This is a genomic window from Streptomyces sp. NPDC029138 (genome assembly GCF_055564375.1).
Map to the genome: position 1 here is coordinate 87,478 of NZ_JBVHWM010000005.1, position 17,940 is coordinate 105,417.

At 72.1% G+C, this 17,940-nt stretch carries 14 protein-coding genes and 1 riboswitch; all 14 genes read right to left on the reverse strand.

The features are described 5' to 3' along the window. Positions 1–20 precede the first annotated feature (20 nt). On the reverse strand, positions 21–1,313 hold the full coding sequence (locus ACZ4WH_RS07425) for a class I SAM-dependent methyltransferase (RefSeq protein ID WP_468177563.1): 1,293 nt from the start codon (positions 1,311–1,313) through the stop codon (positions 21–23). Between the two features lie 223 nt (positions 1,314–1,536). Then, positions 1,537–2,919: an NAD(P)/FAD-dependent oxidoreductase gene (locus ACZ4WH_RS07430; RefSeq protein ID WP_468177565.1), complete on the reverse strand. Its 1,383-nt coding sequence runs from the start codon at positions 2,917–2,919 to the stop codon at positions 1,537–1,539. Positions 2,920–3,376: 457 nt separating this feature from the next. After that, positions 3,377–4,318, reverse strand: a complete 942-nt coding sequence (locus tag ACZ4WH_RS07435; protein WP_468177567.1) for a Ppx/GppA phosphatase family protein — start codon at positions 4,316–4,318, stop codon at positions 3,377–3,379. Then, positions 4,315–4,875 carry a DUF501 domain-containing protein gene (locus ACZ4WH_RS07440; RefSeq protein ID WP_468177569.1) on the reverse strand — a complete coding sequence of 187 codons (561 nt, stop codon included), beginning with the start codon at positions 4,873–4,875 and terminating at the stop codon, positions 4,315–4,317. Before ACZ4WH_RS07440 ends, ACZ4WH_RS07435 begins: the two co-directional genes overlap by 4 nt. 49 nt (positions 4,876–4,924) lie before the next feature. Beyond that, positions 4,925–5,401: an FtsB family cell division protein gene (locus ACZ4WH_RS07445; RefSeq protein WP_468177571.1), complete on the reverse strand. Its 477-nt coding sequence runs from the start codon at positions 5,399–5,401 to the stop codon at positions 4,925–4,927. 110 nt (positions 5,402–5,511) lie between these two features. Further along, a complete protein-coding gene (gene eno, locus ACZ4WH_RS07450; RefSeq protein ID WP_468177573.1) occupies positions 5,512–6,798 on the reverse strand; it encodes a phosphopyruvate hydratase in 1,287 nt (428 codons plus the stop codon). A 299-nt stretch (positions 6,799–7,097) separates the two neighbouring features. Continuing rightward, positions 7,098–7,793, reverse strand: a complete 696-nt coding sequence (locus tag ACZ4WH_RS07455; protein WP_468177575.1) for a transglycosylase family protein — start codon at positions 7,791–7,793, stop codon at positions 7,098–7,100. A 4-nt stretch (positions 7,794–7,797) separates the two neighbouring features. Continuing rightward, a riboswitch (cyclic di-AMP (ydaO/yuaA leader) is annotated at positions 7,798–7,970 on the reverse strand. Positions 7,971–8,153: 183 nt separating this feature from the next. After that, on the reverse strand, positions 8,154–9,227 hold the full coding sequence (locus tag ACZ4WH_RS07460; RefSeq protein WP_468177577.1) for a transglycosylase family protein: 1,074 nt from the start codon (positions 9,225–9,227) through the stop codon (positions 8,154–8,156). A gap of 215 nt (positions 9,228–9,442) precedes the next feature. Then, on the reverse strand, positions 9,443–10,726 hold the full coding sequence (locus ACZ4WH_RS07465) for a cytochrome P450 family protein (RefSeq protein ID WP_468177579.1): 1,284 nt from the start codon (positions 10,724–10,726) through the stop codon (positions 9,443–9,445). A gap of 303 nt (positions 10,727–11,029) precedes the next feature. After that, a complete protein-coding gene (locus ACZ4WH_RS07470) occupies positions 11,030–12,019 on the reverse strand; it encodes a nucleoside triphosphate pyrophosphohydrolase (RefSeq protein ID WP_468177581.1) in 990 nt (329 codons plus the stop codon). A 129-nt stretch (positions 12,020–12,148) separates the two neighbouring features. Further along, positions 12,149–12,799, reverse strand: coding sequence for a SurA N-terminal domain-containing protein (locus tag ACZ4WH_RS07475; RefSeq protein ID WP_468177583.1), 651 nt, complete (start codon positions 12,797–12,799; stop codon positions 12,149–12,151). Positions 12,800–13,023: 224 nt separating this feature from the next. Further along, positions 13,024–14,538 (reverse strand): protein kinase domain-containing protein, encoded by a 1,515-nt coding sequence (locus ACZ4WH_RS07480; protein WP_468177585.1) that lies wholly within the window; start codon positions 14,536–14,538, stop codon positions 13,024–13,026. A gap of 17 nt (positions 14,539–14,555) precedes the next feature. Next, entirely contained in the window at positions 14,556–15,218 is a 663-nt protein-coding gene (locus ACZ4WH_RS07485) for a hypothetical protein (protein ID WP_468177587.1), read from the reverse strand. 216 nt (positions 15,219–15,434) lie between these two features. After that, positions 15,435–17,867 (reverse strand): N-6 DNA methylase, encoded by a 2,433-nt coding sequence (locus tag ACZ4WH_RS07490; RefSeq protein ID WP_468177589.1) that lies wholly within the window; start codon positions 17,865–17,867, stop codon positions 15,435–15,437. Positions 17,868–17,940 lie beyond the last annotated feature (73 nt).

The window sequence follows — 17,940 nt, forward strand, 5'->3', positions numbered from 1 at the left end:
CCCCTTTTGCCGTACCGCTGTCAGCCGTGCCAGGTGCGGGCCCGCAAGGGAAGTCCGGAGGCGCCGGACTCGGGGGTGCGGATCGCGAGGACCTGGTTGACGCCGATGCGGTTTCCTTCGAAGGCGAGCGCGGAGGCGGCCATGTACAGCCGCCAGACGCGGGCGCGGCCCGGGCTGGTGAGCCGGACCGCACGGTCCCAGTCGGCCTCCAGGTTGGCGACCCACCGGCGCAGCGTGCGGGCGTAGTGCTCGCGGATGGACTCCACGTCCCGGACCTCGAATCCGGCCCGCTCCAGCTGGGTGACGGTGGTGCCGATGGGGGCGAGTTCGCCGTCGGGGAAGACGTAGGAGTCGATGAACTCGTCCACCTCGTACGTCGACTCGTCCCGCTGCGGGCGGCGGGCGATCTGGTGGTTGAGCAGCCGGCCGCCGGGCTTGAGCAGGGCGTACAGCTGGCGGGCGTACTCCAGGTACCTCTCTGCGCCCACGTGTTCGGCCATGCCGATGGAGGAGATCGCGTCGAAGGGGCCGTCCACGACGTCCCGGTAGTCCTGGACCCTGATCTCCACCCGGTCGGTCAGCCCCGCGTCGGCGACGCGCTTACGGGCGTACGCCGCCTGCTCCTGGGAGAGCGTGACGCCGACGACGCTCACGCCGTGCTCGCGGGCCGCGTGGATGGCCATGGAGCCCCAGCCGCAGCCGACGTCCAGCAGCCGCTGACCCTCCTTCAGGCCCAACTTGGCGCAGACCAGTTCGAGCTTGTCGCGCTGGGCGGACTCCAGGCTGCCGGCGTCCTCCCAGTATGCGCAGGAGTACACCATGGAAGGACCGAGGACGATCTCGTAGAAGTCGTTCCCGACGTCGTAGTGGTGGCTGATGGCCCGCTTGTCGGTACGGCGGGTGTGCAGACGCCGGCGGGGTCTGCGGATCTCCTCGCGCGGCGGGGCGGGCGGGATCGGCGGGCCGGCCAGTGTGAGCAGCTCGCGGGCGGCGGCCCGGACGCCGGGGTCACGGACGGCCTGGGCGAGGGTGCGGGCGTCCTCTCCGCGCTCCCAGACGAGGCCCGCCATCGCATCGAGCGCGGCGTACAGGTCGCCCTCGATCTCCAGGTCACCGGAGACCCAGGCGCGGGCGAGGCCCAGTTCGCCCGGTTTGAACAGCATGCGGCGCAGGGCGCGCCGGTTGCGCACGACGAGCGTCGGCGCGTCCGGCGGGCCGGCCTGCGAACCGTCCCAGGCCTTCAGACGTACCGGGAGCGGGACTCCCAGCATCTGCTCGGCAAGACTCCTCAGCCGCGACGCGGCGTCGGCCATGGCGCACACCTCCAAGACGACGATCCCGGATGCCGGATACCACGTAAACACCACGAGGGCCTCGGCGCAGTCCCGCAAAGGAGTTACGACTGGGCAAAACGGTTGTAGAAACCATGCAGATGGAGGTGTCCGGGAACGCCGAAAGACCTCCCGCACCACGGATGGCAGGAGGTCCTTCGGATGGTTCACCGGCCGGAGGCCGGAAGGGTGTTGCCCGGTGAGGTCAGGAGGCCTTGGCCTTCTCCTCGGCCTTGCTCGCGGCGGCGACCGGCGCCGGCTTGGCGGCCTCGTAGAACTCCTCGCGCGGGTTCTCCATGGCGCCGAGGGAGACGACCTCGCGCTTGAGGAACATGCCGAGCGTCCAGTCGGCGAAGACGCGGATCTTGCGGTTCCAGGTCGGCATCGCCAGACCGTGGTAGCCACGGTGCATGTACCAGGCGAGGCGGCCCTTGACCTTGATCTTCATCTTGCCCATGACGATCATCGCCACGCCCTTGTGCAGGCCGAGACCGGCGACCGCGCCCTTGTTGGCGTGCTCGTACTCCTTCTGCGGGAAGCCCCGCATACCGGAGACCACGTTGTCGCCGAGGACCTTGGCCTGGCGCAGCGCGTGCTGGGCGTTCGGCGGGCACCAGGCGTTCTCCACGCCGGCCTTGCGGGCGGCGACGTCCGGGACCTGGGCGTTGTCGCCGGCGGCCCAGATGTAGTCCGTGCCCTTGACCTGGAGCGTGGGCTCGCAGTCGACGTGACCGCGCGGGCCGAGCGGCAGACCGAAGCGGGCGAGGGCCGGGTTCGGCTTGACGCCGGCCGTCCACACGATGGTGTTGGCGTCGACCTCGAGGCCGTTCTTGAGCACCACGTGACCGTCGACGCAGGAGTCCATCGAGGTGGAGAGGTAGATCTCCACGCCCCGGCTCTCCAGGTGCTCCCTGCCGTAGGCGCCCAGCTTGGGGCCGACCTCGGGCAGGATCTTGTCGGCGGCGTCGACGAGGATGAAGCGCATGTCCTCGCGGGACACGTTCTTGTAGTACTTGGCAGCGTCCCGGGCCATGTCCTCGACCTCACCGATGGTCTCCGCGCCCGCGAAGCCACCGCCGATGAAGACGAAGGTGAGCGCCTTGCGGCGGATCTCCTCGTCGGTCGTGGAGTCGGCCTTGTCCAGCTGCTCCAGGACGTGGTTGCGCAGGCCGATGGACTCCTCGATGCCCTTCATGCCGATGCCCTGCTCGGCGAGGCCGGGGATCGGGAAGGTGCGGGAGACCGCGCCCATGGCGATGACCAGGTAGTCGAAGGGCAGCTCGTACGCCTCGCCCACCAGGGGGGCGATCGTGGCGACCTTGCGGTCCTGGTCGATGGTGGTGACCCGACCGGTGAGGACCTCCGCCTTCGGCAGCACGCGTCGCAGCGGGACGACGACGTGGCGAGGGGAGATGCTGCCGGCGGCGGCTTCGGGGAGGAAGGGCTGGTAGGTCATGTACGACCGGGGGTCGACGACCGTGACGGTCGCCTCGCCGTAGCGCATCTTCTTGAGGATGCGCCGAGCTGCGTACAGGCCTACGTACCCACCGCCTACTACGAGGATCCTGGGACGCTCCGTGGTGCTCATGGCATCGAGTATCCACCCGCCTCAGGGGGGTCGCTCGTGCGCCCCTTCACAAGGTCTGACAGGGCCTGTGTTAAACTCCGCGGCTCACGTGACGCGGGCCAAGCGGGCGAGAGGGAACCGCGGGGCGCTTCGCCCCGTTGTCAAGGGCGCGTGAGCTGCCTCTCCGGCTTCGCGGGGTGGCCGTGAGGGCACCGTGACACCCTCGGAACACCCCACTCCGACCCCCTCCCGCACCCACCGTCTGAACATGTTCAAACAGCCCTTGACCCCCCGGCAGGGCCAATGGGCCCCCTCCCGGGGCCCGACGGGAGGGAATTCCTTGTGAAGAACTTCACGAAGGTTCCGGCGCGGGTATGACCAAGGGCCCCTCAAGGGGGCCCCGGACACCGCTCAAACGTTATCCAACCTGCTCAGCAGACGGCTACCGTTCAGTAACAAAAGAGAGCCACGCCACGCCTCACGCCACCGACCACGCGATGCCGTCCAGGATGTCGTGCTCGCTCACCACGACCTCCTCGGCGCCGATCCGCTCCATGATCGCGAGCAGCACCAGGGCGCCCGCGCCGATGACGTCGACCCGCCCCGGGTGCAGGGACGGGATCGCGGCGCGCTCGGCGTGCGTGGAGCGCAGCAGCCGCTCGGTGATCTCGCGCACCCGGTCCCGGGAGACCCGGGAGTGGTGGATGCGGGTGGAGTCGTACGCGGGCAGCTCCTGGGCGATGGCGGACACCGTGGTGACGGACCCGGCCAGGCCCACCAGGGTGTGCGCCTCGCGCAGCGGGACCGACCTCTCGGCGAGGTCCAGGGCGGCCTCGATGTCGGCCCGCATGGCGGCGATCTCCTCCTCGGTGGGCGGGTCGCTCACCTCGCCGCCGTGCACCAGGTGCCGCTCGGTCATCCGCACACAGCCGACGTCCACCGACCGGGCGGCGCGCACGTGGTCGTCGCCGACGACGAACTCGGTGGAGCCGCCGCCGATGTCCACGACGAGGTAGGGCCGGGTGAGGTCGCTGCGGCCGGTGAGTTCCTTCGTGGCGCCCGTGAAGGAGAACTCGGCCTCCTGGTCACCGGTGATGACCTCCGGCTCGACCCCGAGGATGTCCAGCACGCCCCGCACGAAGTCGTCGCGGTTCTCGGCGTCGCGGGAGGCGGAGGTGGCGACGAAGCGCAGGCGCTCGACGCCGTGCTCCTTGACGACCTCGGCGTACTCGCGGCAGGCGGCGAAGGTGCGCTCCAGCGCCTCGGGGGCGAGCCGGCCGGTGCGGTCGACGCCCTGGCCGAGCCGCACGATCGTCATCCGGCGGTCCAGGTCGGTCAGTTCGCCCGTCGCCGGGTCGGCGTCGGCGACCAGCAGACGGATGGAGTTGGTACCGCAGTCGATGGCGGCCACGCGGGTCACTTCTCGTCCCCCTCGCTGTCGTCGGACGCGTCCTTCCCGGTGCTGTCGAGCGTCACGCACGCGCCCTTGCGCCACCACTCCGGCAGCATCGCCAGGGCCTCGTCGCCGAGCGGGTTCACGCCCGGCCCGGCGGCCAGCGAGTGGGCGACGAGCACATGCAGGCACTTCACGCGGTCCGGCATGCCGCCCGCGCTCGGGAAGCCCTGAAGGACCTCGATCTCGTCCCGGCGCCGGATGTAGTCCTCGTGCGCGGCCCGGTAGGCGGCGGCCAGCTCGGGGTCGCGCCCCAGCCGCTCGGTCATCTCCTTCATCACGCCGTTCGCCTCCAGCGTGCCGATGGCGGAGGACGCCTTCGGGCACGTCAGGTAGTACAGCGTCGGGAAGGGCGTGCCGTCGGGCAGGCGCGGTGCCGTCTCGACGACGTCCGGCTGACCGCACGGGCAGCGGTGCGCGATGGCCCTCAGGCCCCGCGGCGGGCGGCCCAGCTGCTGCTTGAAGGCCTCTACGTCCGCGTCGGTGGGCTCGGTGCGCGGAGTGGGCGGCGGAGGGGTTTCCATGACTGCTTTCAGGGTGGCTTTCTGTCGGGTGTCGCGACCGGCGGGCCGGTCACTGGTCGGAGGCGTCGGACTTGTCGACGCCGTCCCAGACGTTCGCGTACCAGGGCCGGTGGGCGGCCCCGAGGTCGGTGCGGGACTGCCTGGCCGCGCCCGGGTCGACGACCACGTACCCGGTCTCGCCGGGCATCACATAGTGCAGCCGGCGGCGGATCTGCTGCTCGGCGTAGGCGTCGTCCTGCCAGCGCGCCTTCAGGTCGCGCAGCTGCTCGACGCGCCGGCGGGCCTCCTCCCGCTGCCGCTGGAGGTCGGCGATCTCCGCGCGCTGGGAGACGTACTGCCGCATCGGATACGCCAGGGCGACGATCATCGTGCACAGCACCAGCGCGAGCAGGGCCGCGCGGCCGGTGAGCCGGGAGCGGCGGGCCTGCCGCTTGGTCTGGGAGCGGTAGACACGGGCCGCTGTCTGCTCGCCGAGCAGCCGCAGCCTGGTCGCGGTGGAGAAACGGTCCCGGTCCTTCACGGCCATCTGGCTCTCCGCCTCCCCTTTCACACGTGCGTACGTCCCCGGACACGGTACGGGACCGAGTACGGGGACGTACGTACGACTGGCTAGGACTTAGCCCAGGAAGGCTCAGCTCAGCCCTTGAAGCGCGGGAACGCGCTGCGGCCGGCGTACACCGCCGCGTCGTCGAGGATCTCCTCGATGCGCAGCAGCTGGTTGTACTTGGCGACGCGCTCGGAGCGGGCCGGGGCGCCGGTCTTGATCTGGCCGCAGTTGGTGGCGACGGCCAGGTCGGCGATGGTGACGTCCTCGGTCTCGCCGGAGCGGTGCGACATCATGCACTTGAAGCCGTTGCGCTGGGCCAGCTCGACGGCGTCCAGGGTCTCGGTCAGCGAGCCGATCTGGTTGACCTTGACCAGCAGGGCGTTGGCCGCGCCCTCCTCGATGCCACGGGCGAGGCGCTCGGGGTTGGTGACGAACAGGTCGTCACCGACGATCTGGACCTTGTCGCCGAGGCGGTCGGTGAGGACCTTCCAGCCCGCCCAGTCGTCCTCGAACAGCGGGTCCTCGATGGAGACGAGCGGGTAGGCCGCCACGAGCTCCTCGTAGTACTCCGTCATCTCGGCGGCGGAGCGCTCCTTGCCCTCGAAGAGGTACTTGCCGTCCTTGTAGAACTCGGAGGCGGCCACGTCGAGCGCGAGGGCGATCTGCTGGCCGGGGGCGTAGCCGGCCTCCTTGATGGCCTCCAGGATGAGGTCGAGGGCCTCACGGTTGGAGCCGAGGTTCGGGGCGAAGCCGCCCTCGTCGCCGAGGCCGGTGGACAGGCCCTTGCTCTTCAGGACCTTCTTCAGGGTGTGGTAGACCTCGGTGCCCCAGCGCAGCGCCTCGGAGAAGGACTCCGCGCCGATCGGGGCGATCATGAACTCCTGGATGTCCACGTTGGAGTCGGCGTGCGAGCCGCCGTTCAGGATGTTCATCATCGGCACCGGCAGCAGGTGCGCGTTCGGGCCGCCCAGGTAGCGGAAGAGGGGGAGGTCGCTGGCCTCGGAGGCGGCGTGGGCGACGGCGAGCGAGACGCCGAGGATGGCGTTGGCGCCGAGGGAGCCCTTGTTGTCGGTGGCGTCCAGGTCGAACATGGCCTGGTCGATCAGGCGCTGCTCGGTGGCGTCGTAGCCGACCAGCTCCGGGCCGATCTGCTCGATGACGGCGAGGACGGCCTTCTCGACACCCTTGCCCTGGTAGCGGTTCGGGTCACCGTCGCGCAGCTCGATGGCCTCGAAGGCGCCCGTCGAGGCGCCGGACGGGACGGCGGCACGACCCGTGCTGCCGTCGTCGAGGCCGACCTCGACCTCGACCGTGGGGTTGCCTCGGGAGTCCAGGATTTCCCGGGCTACGACGACGTCGATGGACGGCACGAGCATCTCCTTCTTGGATGTGACGCTGGAAGTGCGGGGCTGGTGTGCCTTGCGACTAGAGCCTAACCGTCCCAGGGGCGTCGGCCACCGACCGACCGTCCCGTGGACAAGCCGACGGTACCTTTTGTTTCTCGCCGAAACAAAGGGTGCGGGGGCGGTGGACACGAAAAAGCCCCGCCCCGGTGCGTACGGGGGAACACGCACCGGGGCGGGGAGCCCGTGGGGACGGGGGGACGGCCCGCACAGGGGCCTTCAGCGTGGCCCGCGAGGATGCGCGGGCCTCTGCTCCGGCTCGGAGCCGGATGTCACTTCAGGTGCAGCTGCTGACCCGGGTAGATCAGGTTGGCATCCTCGACGATGTCCTTGTTCAGCTCGAACAGCTTCTGCCAGCCGCCCTGCACGTGGTGCTTCTCGGCGATGGAGCTGAGGGTGTCACCGGTGACGACCTTGTACTCGCCGTCGCCCTTCTTGACCTTCTTGCCGGTCGGGGTGGTGACGGTCCTGCTCTGGCTCTTGCTCGGGCTCGCGGCCGGACGCTCGGCGGAGCGGGAGGCGGCCTGCTCGCCGGTGGAGCGTGTGGTGGAGCCGCCCGAGTTCGTGGAGGTGCTCGGGGCGGAGCCGTTGTACGGGGTGCTGGACAGGCCCGTGCCGCAGACCGGCCAGGCGCCCTTGCCCTGAGCGGCGAGGACCTTCTCGGCGACGGCTATCTGCTGCGCCTTGCTCGCCTTGTCGGCGGTGGCGGCGTACTGCGTGCCGCCGTACGCGGCCCAGGTGGAGGCGGAGAACTGGAGACCGCCGTAGTAGCCGTTGCCGGTGTTGATGGACCAGTTGCCGCCGGACTCGCACTGGGCGACCGTGTCCCACTGGGAGGCGGTGGCGGCGGAGGCGTTGCCGGCCGCCATCAGCGGGGCGGCGACGGCGGCACCGGTGACACCGGCGAGCGTGATGGCGCGGACGGCCTTGGACGGACGACGGTGCTTGCCCTTGCTGGAGAACAGCATGGATCGATCCCCTCACCGACGCCTGCGAGGTGAGCTGTCGGGTTCGGGCCGGTTGAGTTGCCCGGCCGCACTCCGCTTGCGCGGGATGCGGCTTCACCCCCAGCCGGTTCCGGCATCAACTGCCGGGCCCGGCACTTACCTTGGGTCCCCCGCTCCTGCCTACGGCGCTTGACGCGACGACTGTTCCCGGGCAACCGCTGGCAGGATTCGGCGTTGCGGCTGCCGGGGCTCGTGGTGACGAGCGGTCCTGACCGTAGACACGCGATCCGCGGAATTTCAAAGACGATCAGGGCTTCTGAGACTCATCCCACACTTTCGCCAAACCGGACATTAGGGCGTTAAGTGGGGCGTCAACTCCCGCTACCTCGCGCCCGTTTCGCCCCCGATTTCCAGGGTCTGACCGGCACTGATGTCGTTCGGGTCGGTTCCGATGGCCGTCTTGTTGTCGGCGTAGAGCGCGCGCCACCCGCCGTCGACGTCAAGGGAGTCGGCGATGGAGACGAGGGAGTCGCCCTGGCGGACGGTGTACGTGTCCGTTTCGCGGGAGGCATGACGGCCGGAAGATGCGGCCTTCTGACCGTTTGTCACGCTTTCGTCCGCACCGGTCTCGTCCGCGCTCGCGCCGCGGTGGCGTCCGCCGCTGAGGGACCCGGTGTCGACCAGGCTCCAAGAACCGGCGGCCTGCTGCGGGTTGTCCTGGATGCCGGCGTCCGGGGTGGCCGTGGGCGAACTGTCGGTTCCCTGTGAGCTTCCGGCGCTCGGCGCGGTGGACTTGTCGGACTTGGGGGTTTTGGTCCCCGTCGAACCGGTGGCCTCACCGGCGTCCTTGCCCGGCTTGACGCTCGGAGTGCCGGTGTCGTCCGAGGAGGAACCCGTCTTCGAGCCGGAGTTGGCGTCCGAGCCGGCACCGGTGGAGGGCGACGAACCCGGCAGACCGGACGAGTCGGAGCCACCGGACGAACCGGATGTACCGGAGTTGCCGGCCGATCCGGACGAGTCACCCGAACCGCCGCTGCCACCGGAGCCGCCGACACCCGTGTCGACGTGCGTCGAGCCCGAGTCCTCGGTCAGACCGGACAGCAGGGCGCAGGTGGCCCAGGGGGTGGTGCCCCTGTCGGCGAGGATCTTCTCGGCGACGGCGATCTGCTGGTTGCGGCTGGCCTGGTCGGGGCTGGCCGCGAACCGGCCGCCGCCGTACGCGTTCCAGTCCTCCTGCGAGATCTGGAGGCCGCCGTAGTACCCGTTGCCAGGGTCCGCGCTCCAGGAGCCGCCGCTCTCGCACTCGGCCACCTTGTCCCAGGTGGTGCCGTCCGCCGCGTTGGCGCTCGCCGCGCCGAGGAGCGGGATGGCGATGGCGGAGCCGGTCACTCCGGCCGCGACGAGGAGAGCCGGGGCCTGACGGGGGCGACGGTGTCGGCCGTTCCCGGAGAGCATGCAGAAGCCTTTCGAGCGACAGCAGGACCGGCGCGGCGGATGAAGCCGGTCGCCGCGCTGATGGGTGAACGTATCGGCAGACGATCACTTGTCACAAGTTCATGCCGCGCAGATCACGTGAAGATCACAGAGTTGAACGTCTGTCATCTTCCCTTGAAGGACCTGTGCCGAGGCCCCGGCGGGCCGCGTCCAGGCGGTGCGATCAGGCGGTGCGATCAGGCCCTGTGGCCGTCGGTGGGCGTGAACTCCACCGGCAGCGTGCGCAGGCCGCGCATGATGAGCCCGCCGCGCCAGCGCAGCTCGGCCGGGTCCGCGGCGAGCCGCAGATCGGGCAGCCGGGTGAGCAGCGTGGCGAGCGCGGTCTGACCCTCCAGGCGGGCGAGCGGCGCGCCGAGGCAGTAGTGGATGCCGTGGCCGTAACCGAGGTGCTGGTTGTCGCGGCGGGCGAGGTCCAGCACGTCCGGGTCGGCGAACCGCTCCGGGTCCCGGTCGGCGGCGGCGAGGACGACGAGCACCGGGTCGCCCGGCGCGATGCTCTGCCCGCCGATGGTGAGCGGCTCGGTGGCGAACCGCCAGGTGGCCAGCTCCACCGGGCCGTCGTAGCGCAGCAGTTCCTCCACGCCGGTCGCCAGCAGCTCCGTCTCCTGGCGCGCGAGGGACTCCTCGAGCCGCCGGCGCTGCTCGGGGTGCGTGAGCAGGGCGTAGGTGCCGTTGCCGATGAGATTGACGGTCGTCTCGAAGCCGGCGAAGAGGAGGATGAAGGCCATGGCCGCGGCCTCGTTCTCGGTGAGGTGCTCGCCGTGGTCCGAGGCACGGATGAGGCCGGAGATCAGGTCCTCGCCGGGCGCCGGCTCGGCCGGCAGAGCCTCGCGCTTCTTGTGGATCAGCTCGGCGAGATAGCCGCGCATCTTCTTCACCGACCGGGCGACCCCGCCCCGGGGGCCTCCGCCGTGCCGGATCATCATGCCCGCCCAGTCCCGGAAGTCGTCCTGGTCCTCGCGCGGGACGCCGAGCAGGTCGCAGATGGCGTAGATGGGCAGCGGGAAGGCGAACTCGTGGATGAGGTCGGCGGAGCCGCGCCGCGCGAACTGGTCGATGAGGTGATCGGTCAGCTCCTGCACCCGGGGCGCGAACTCGGCGACGCGGCGGGGTGTGAAGGCCTTGCTGACCAGGCGGCGCAGCCGGGTGTGGTCCGGCGGGTCGATGTTCAGCAGATGCGTCATCAGCTCGGCCTTGCGCTCGCCTGGGATGCCGGTCTTGCCCTTGGCGTGCGCGGGTTCGTCGTGATGCGCCGGGTTCTTGCTCAGCCGTTGGTCGGCCAGGGCCTGCCGGGCATCGGCGTACCGGGTGACCAGCCAGGCCTCGACCCCGCTCGGCAACCGCGTCCGGTGCACGGGGGCGTGCTCGCGCAGCCAGGCGTAAGCCGGGTAGGGGTCGGCGGCGAACTCCCAGGTGAAGAGGGCGGGAGCGGGCTGGTCGAGGTGGGGCTGGTCGGTCACTCCTCGACCGTATCCCGCCGGCCGAGCAGTGCCGGGCGGGGTGGGGCTGACCCCCGGGGGGCGCGGGAGAGGCGGGGTGTCCTACGGAGCCCGCAGACCCGGGGGCGGGGCAGCGGCGGGGGTTGTACTGCGGAGCCCGCAGACCCCGAGGGCGCGGGAGCCGCGGGGGGGCTGCCCTGCGGAGCCCGCAGACCCCAGGAGCGCCGGACCGGCGGGGGTTGTCCTGTGGAGCCGTTCCTCCGGCACCGGGGAAGCGGGCTGAGCGTAGGGCTGGAATCCGTGCGGCGTCCTCGGGCCGCGGGGCTAAGCGGGCAGGCCCTCGGCCGTCCGTATCGCGTCCCGGTACGCCCGGGCCGCCGCCCGCAGCGCCGCCTCCGGGTCGACGCCGGAGGCCTCGGCGCGGACCGCCAGCGCCAGCAGCTCGTAGCCGATGCCCTCGCCCTGCGGCAGGGGTACCGCCAGGCCCGCCGTGCGGGTGCGGGAGGCGAGCTTGGCGGCGAGGGCCAGGCCGGGCTGGCCGAGCGGGACGCCGTCCGTGACCGAGTCGCGCCGCTTCTCCTCCGCCTTGGTGCGCAGCCAGTGCTCCTTGACGTCCTCCGGGGTCTCGGCCTCCTCGTCGCCGAAGACGTGCGGGTGCCGGTGGATGAGCTTGGCGACGATGCCGCCGGCGACGTCGTCGACGGAGAACGGCGCGTCCGGGTCCTCCTCGGCGATGCGGGAGTGGAAGACGACCTGGAGGAGGACGTCGCCCAGCTCTTCGCGCAGCTCCGCGCGGTCGCCGGCCTCGATCGCCTCGACCAGTTCGTACGCCTCCTCGATGCCGTACTTCGCCAGGCCCTCGTGGGTCTGCCGGGAGGACCACGGGCACTCGGCGCGGATGCGGTCCATCACCTGCACGAGGTCCAGCAGGCGGGCGCCGGGCAGGTCGTAGGAGGCGGGGAGCAGCTCCAGCTCCGGCATGGCGACCCGGCCGGAGCCGGCCAGGCGGGCCAGGCCGTCGGTGAGGGCGGGCTCTCCCTCACCCGTGGCGACGACCACCACCGTCCGGCCTCCGGCGCAGGCGTCGACCAGCTCCTGGGCGGTGGGGGACGCCTCCGCCACCGCGATCCCGGCCTCGCGCAGATACGGCAGCTGCGGATGGGCGCCGTCCGCGCACAGCACGGCGTCGGCGGTGCGCAGGGCCTGCCAGGCGGGCCAGGACAGCAGACCGGGGGCGACGCGGTGGCTGGTGGTGAGCAGGACGATGCGGCCGGGGGCGGCTTCCCCACGGGCTTCGGGGCTGGTTTCGTTCACGATCCGAACGTAACCCACGGGGCGAGGGAGAGGATTCGGTTGTCCACAGGCCCGACGGGGTCGTGTGATCGTATGACCGGTGGCACCGCCACGTGACCGGTGGCACCGCCCCGCCGGGCAGCGGCCCGCCTACGCCGTCACCGGCTCCCCGCCCGCCGTCGTGACCTCCCGCACCCACGGCGTCTCCGCGTCCACCCTGCTGCTCTTCTGGACGTCCCAGGAGCCGTAGCGCGGGTTGAGGTCGACGTGGAGTTCCTCGGAGGCCTTGGACAGGGCCTTCCAGAAGGCGGGCTGGCTGGTGTCGGTGCCGAGCCGCGCGGCGAGCTTCTGGGCCTCCAGTTGCAGGCGCAGGTTGTCGTCGAGGCGGGCCGGGGCGATGCCGTACTTCTGCAACCAGGCCGCCTCCAGGCCCTTGCCGCCGCCGGCCTGCCGCTCCAGCTCGCCGCGCATCTGCTGGACCTCCTTGCGGGTCACCGTGATGCCCGCGTCCCGCGCGGCACGGTGCAGCACCCGGTCGAGGACCATGTTGTGCAGGGTGTCGCGGGTGAGGGTGCCGGTGGAGGAGACGACCTGCTGGTACTGCGTCTCGTCCGGCACCGCGGCCCGCTGTGCCCGGCGGACCTCGTTGACCCGGCTCTCCAGCTGGGCGACGCTGATCCGCTGCCCGCCGACGACGGCCGCGGCGCCCGGGTGCGCGTCGCTTCCGCAGGCGGTCAGCAGGGGTGCCGCGGCGGCGATCGCGGCGGTGAGGACGAGCGCGGTGCGACGGCGGCGGTGCAAGGAGACCTCCAAGGGAGATTGTGCGACGGTGCACAAAGTCTTGCGGTGATCGATGGTAGGCAGTGAGCAGGCTGCGGCCAACCCATTCGACCAACGATTCGCGCGCGCTTCGGGCACCGCCGCGCCGCTCCGGGAGGGGGCCGCCGGGTCGGCCGACGCTGGCCACCGGCGCGTCCCGGGCGTCCAGGGCGACGCTCAGCGTGACGCCGCCGTGCGCCTCCTTGCTACCCGCGTACCTGCCCGAGCCACTGGAGCGTCCGGCGGACCTCCACGGCCAGCGGATGGCCGGGGCCGTGCAGCCGCTCGACGTCCAGGACGAGGCGCGCGAGCGTGTCGTGGGCGGCCGGCCGGTCGCCGAGGGCGAGCAGCAGATGGCCGATGCGGCGGCGCACCTCGTGGGCGAGCTGTGGGTCCCCGGAGACGTACTGGTTCTCGTAGTACGGCAGCAGCGCGCGGTACTCGGCGAGCGCCGCCGCCGGTTCGCCGAGTTGCTCCAGGCACTGCGCGGCCTCGTAGCGGTAGCGCAGCGACTGCGGGTCGGCCTGGCCGGCCTCGGCGGCGCGTTCGTCCGCGAGCCGGCGCAGTTCGGGCAACGCGCGCCGGTACTGGCCGTCGTCCATGAGGGTCGCCGCGTACTGCTTGCGCAGGGTGCGGACGACCGGGGAGTGCTCGCCGTGCTGCTCGGCGGCGGCCGGCAGGATCGCGCCCAGGATGTCGACGGCCTGCGTGATACGGCCCTCGCCCAGCAGGCGCTTGACCTCGTCCACGGCGGCGGCGACATCGGGCTTCTCGGCCACCGGCGGCGCCGGAGCGACGGGCGCGGGCTGGGGCGCGGGGGTCCGCGCCCGGTCCGGCCAGGGGGCGTGCGGGCGCAGGAAGGGGCGGGTGGGGTCCAGGGGCGCCCCGGTGGGCGTCCCGCGCGCGGGCAGGAGCAGCGCCAGGTCCTCGTACACCTCCTGCGCGGACGCCGGCCGGTGCTGCGGGTCCTTGGCGAGCAGCCGCAGCACCAGGGTCTCCAGCGCCTCGGGGACCTCGGGCCGGATCCGGCGCACGGGCAGCGGGGGCTCGTACAGGTGCCGGTGCAGCACGCCCAGCGCCGTGGAGCCGGCGAACGGCACCTCGCCGCTGAGCAGTTCGTGCATCAGCACGCCGAGCGCGTACAGGTCGGTGTACGGGCCGACCGCGCCGCCCATCGCCTGTTCCGGCGCCATGTAGGCGGGCGAGCCGATCGGGGAGCCGGTGTGGGTCAGGCGCGTGGTGTCGGTGTCCATCACGGAGGCCACACCCAGGTCGAGGACGGTGACCGTGCCGTCCTGTTTCACCATCACATTGCGCGGCTTGAGGTCGCGGTGCACGATCGGCACGGCGTGCACGGCGCTCAGTACGGCGCACAGTTGCGCGGCCACCGCGACCGCCCACTGCCACGGGTACGGGTCGTGCTCGGCGAGGTGGTCGGAGAGGTCGGCGCCGTCGACGTACTGCATGACGAGGAACAGCTCCTCGCCCTCGCTGCCCGCGTCGTGGACCGTCACCAGACCGGGGTGGTCCACCTGAGCGGTCACCCGGCACTCGCGCACGAACCGGCGGCGCAGCTCGTCCGCCTCCTGGCCCGCCACCTTGTCCGGGCGCAGCAGCTTCACCGCCACGCGCCGGTCGAGCCTGCGGTCGTACGCCGTCCAGACCTGGCCCATGCCGCCCTGCCCGATGAGCGTGGACAGCTCGTATCGGTCGGCGACCATGCGCCCTGTCGTCACGGTCACCGTCCGCCCTCGCCGTGGCCCTCGTGTCCTTCGTGCCGGCGCAGATAGTCGCTGAGTTCGTCCAGTTCGGCGCGTACCTGGTCGATGCGGGCGGGGGCGGGGCGCTGCGGCGGCTCGGCCCGCGGCACGGGCGCCGGGGGCACGGCCCCGGTGTGCGGCGGCCCGGGTATCCGGGGGTGCGGCTGGGGTATCGGCGTGGGGTGCGCGGGCGGCACCGGGGGCTGCGGGGCCGGTACGGGCGTCGTGTACGGCGGCGCCGCGTGCCCGAAGCCGTAGGGTCCGGGCGCGGTCGGGGCGTGGGGAGCGGCGTGCGTGTGGGCGAACCCGGCGAACCGCTGCTGGTGGTGCAGCCGGATGTCCACCACCAGGTAGTAGACCGCGGACGCCACGCCGAGGAGCAGGAGCAGGCTCAGCGCGAGGTCGCTGCGCCAGTCCTCCTCCGGCAGTTCACCCACCACCACGAACCCGGTGATGGACAGCGGCAGGCTCAGCCAGGCGGTCAACCAGTCGGACCAGCGGCCCCGCACGAAGGCCACCCGGAACAACGGCAGACAGGACAGCAGTCCGCAGCTGAGTGCCCCGGCCGCCGCGAACATCACGCGCAGGGAGATGACCTTTCCCGCGCTGCGGGGAGGCGGCACCGCGCCGTGGCCGTACATGACTGCTCCTGGACCGAGTGGGACCGATGGGGACGGACGCCGACGGGACGGTGTCCCGGTCGGAGTCCGAGCGTATAGGCCGACAAGGACAACCGGTCACGGGTTGTACCGAACCGTTGTCTCCCTGATCACTTCACGCCGTTCGGTCACTTCACGCGGTTCGCTGGGACCGTTCGGTAAGCCGGGTTCAGTCGGGTTCAGTTGGTTCAGTCGGGCTCAGTCGGGTGCGACCGTGCCGTCCGTCAGTCCGTCGTACATGCCGCGCACGAGTTGCTCCCCGAGCCGGCTCGCGTGCCTGAGCGCGCGCTCGAACTCGTCCAGCGCGCGGAACCGGTCGCCGTAGCGCCGCTGTTCCTCCAGCGGGAGCCGGGGCAGGTGCAGCCGGCGCACGTCCAGGCGGGTCGCCGTGGAGGCATAGCTGCTGGCCTGCCGGTTGTTGGCCGTACCCCGGAGGAACCCGGCGAGGAACCACGGGTCGAGCGCCGTCCGGTCGGGGCGCAGCAGCACGAGGTTGCGCCCCAGGACCGCGCCCCCGGTCGCCTCGTCGATGACGCGCGCCACCGATCCCCCGCCGAGCACCGGTACGACGACATCGCCCGGCTCGGTCAGTACGGCCTCCTCCTCGCTCTCCGGAAGCGTGCCCGAAGGCGCCGTTCCGGCGAGGACGTCGTGGTCGGTGAGCACCGGCACGCGCGCGTGGCCGCCGTTTCCGCCGGTGCGCATCACCAGCGCGCCCCCGCGCGCGAGTTCACCGATCGTGGTGAGCGGCCAGCGCGCGGCCGGCGACGGGTCGGCCGGGGGCGGGGTGAGGTCGGCGGTCAGGCGCAGGGTCGCGCCCAGGCGCTCGCGCACCCGCGTGAGCTGCTCGGCGCCGTCGGCCTCCGCGGCCGGCGGCAGATGGCGGGCGGGAGCCAGGTCCACGTCGTCGTCCAGGAGATCGATGACCGGCACCGAACGGGCGATCCCCGGCCGCTCCGTGAGCCGCCCCGCGCGCGTGAAGGCGCCCCAGGCGTCCGTCACGGCCTCCCGTACCGCCTCCCAGTCCGGGCCGCCCCGCCCCTCCCCGGCGAACCTCCCGGTGTCCACGAGCAGCACCTCGGGCGCCGCCGGCGTCCGGTCGGGCCGACGCAGCACCCACAGGTGCAGCGGGATGTTGTACGGCGGTGCCGCCCCGACCGGCAGCGCGACCACGGCCCGCAGCGCGCCCCGGCGCAGCAGATCGGCGCGGATCCGGCGCCCGGAACGGCGGGAGGCGGCGGCGGGCGGCATGAGCAGCACGGCGGTGCCGCCGTCGGTCAGCCGGGCCAGCGCGTGCTGCACCCAGGCCAGTTCGGACTCGGTGCGGGCCGGGAAACCGTACTCCCAGCGGGGGTCGTAGGCGAGTTCGTCATGGCCCCAGTTGCGCTCGTTGAACGGCGGATGGCACAGGACCGCGTCGGCGCGCAGCCCGGGGTGCGCGTCGGCGCGCAGGGTGTCGCCGGCGGCGGCGCGCACGGTGGCCCGGCTGTGCAGCGCGAGCCGCAGCGCGCTGATCGCGGCGAGTTCGGGGGCGCTGTCCTGGGCGTACAGCTCCTGGTCGGGGCGGGTGGCGACGGCGCGCAGCAGGGCGCCGGTGCCGCAGGCCGGGTCCAGGACGGTGCGGGCCGGGCCGGCGAGGTCGGCCATGAGACCGGCGAGTTCGGCCGGGGTGAGCGTGTACTGGCGGGGGTTGGCGTCCAGGTGCCGGCCCACCAGGAACTCGAACGCCTGCCGCGCCCCCACCTCGGCGGCCAGTTCGGCGGCGCCGCGGAGGAGGGGGGCGGAGAGGGTGAGTTGGGGGCCGGTGGGGGTGTGAACGGCCTGCGCGCTGTGAATAGTTGGGGGCGCGTTCACGGGTGGCGGCGTCTGCGAGGAGTTCACAGCGGGAGGTGTGAGAGGGCGGTTCACAGCGGCGGCGTCGACACTGGCGTTCACAGCGGCGGCATCAGCACCGGGGTTCACACCGACGGCGGCGACAGCGGGGTTCACACGCGCCGAGCCAACGCCGGCGTTCACACGGGCGGCGTCGCCACGCGCGTTCACACGAGCGCCGCCAGCGCCGGTGTTCACATGAGCGCCGTCGCCACCGCTGTTCACACCACCGGCGCCAGCACCCGCCTTCACACCACCGGCGCCAGCGCCCGCGTTCACATCCCCGGCGTCGGCCGCCCCGTTCACACCACCGGCCTTGGCCGACGGCTTCACGCCCGCCCCCCGCCCCGCACGTCCCGCCGGCCCACCAAGCCGCGGGATCAGTACCTGATCCAGCGCCCCCGACAGGATCGCGGCCAGCCGTGCGTCGGAGCCCGCGCTCGCGTCGAGCCAGACGGTGGGCCGCTCATGGATCAGCAGCAGCACACAGCCGGTGTGCACCAGGGCCGTCAGCGGTCCTTCCGGGTGCCCGGCGAGCTGCTGCCAGACGCGTTCGCGCAGCGGGACCTCGGCGAGTTTGCCCTGCTTGCGCAGCCAGGCCTCTACCTCGGCGAGCGCGAAGGAGGGGCTGGTCTCGGTACCGCCCACCGGCTTCGGGAAGTCGGCGTGCCGGCGGCGCCAGTTGCTGACGGCGGCCCGGCCCACTCCGGCGAGCCGCGCGATACCGGCTGCGGTCACCTCTGTCGCGTTGTCCTGCACCGGCTTCGCTCCCCTCGTCCCGTGTGAGCACTGAGCATACCGACGTACACAAGATCCCCTGATTCACGACCGT

What these genes read in the sequence shown, in the direction of transcription:
- ACZ4WH_RS07455 (WP_468177575.1), bottom strand. Translation starts at nt 7,793, where the DNA reads ATGCTGTTCTCCAGCAAGGGCAAGCACCGTCGTCCGTCCAAGGCCGTC.
- ACZ4WH_RS07480 (WP_468177585.1), bottom strand. Translation starts at nt 14,538, where the DNA reads ATGGTCGCCGACCGATACGAGCTGTCCACGCTCATCGGGCAGGGCGGC.
- ACZ4WH_RS07440 (WP_468177569.1), bottom strand. Translation starts at nt 4,875, where the DNA reads ATGGAAACCCCTCCGCCGCCCACTCCGCGCACCGAGCCCACCGACGCG.
- ACZ4WH_RS07485 (WP_468177587.1), bottom strand. Translation starts at nt 15,218, where the DNA reads ATGTACGGCCACGGCGCGGTGCCGCCTCCCCGCAGCGCGGGAAAGGTC.
- ACZ4WH_RS07460 (WP_468177577.1), bottom strand. Translation starts at nt 9,227, where the DNA reads ATGCTCTCCGGGAACGGCCGACACCGTCGCCCCCGTCAGGCCCCGGCT.
- ACZ4WH_RS07445 (WP_468177571.1), bottom strand. Translation starts at nt 5,401, where the DNA reads ATGGCCGTGAAGGACCGGGACCGTTTCTCCACCGCGACCAGGCTGCGG.
- ACZ4WH_RS07425 (WP_468177563.1), bottom strand. Translation starts at nt 1,313, where the DNA reads ATGGCCGACGCCGCGTCGCGGCTGAGGAGTCTTGCCGAGCAGATGCTG.
- ACZ4WH_RS07430 (WP_468177565.1), bottom strand. Translation starts at nt 2,919, where the DNA reads ATGAGCACCACGGAGCGTCCCAGGATCCTCGTAGTAGGCGGTGGGTAC.
- eno (WP_468177573.1), bottom strand. Translation starts at nt 6,798, where the DNA reads ATGCTCGTGCCGTCCATCGACGTCGTCGTAGCCCGGGAAATCCTGGAC.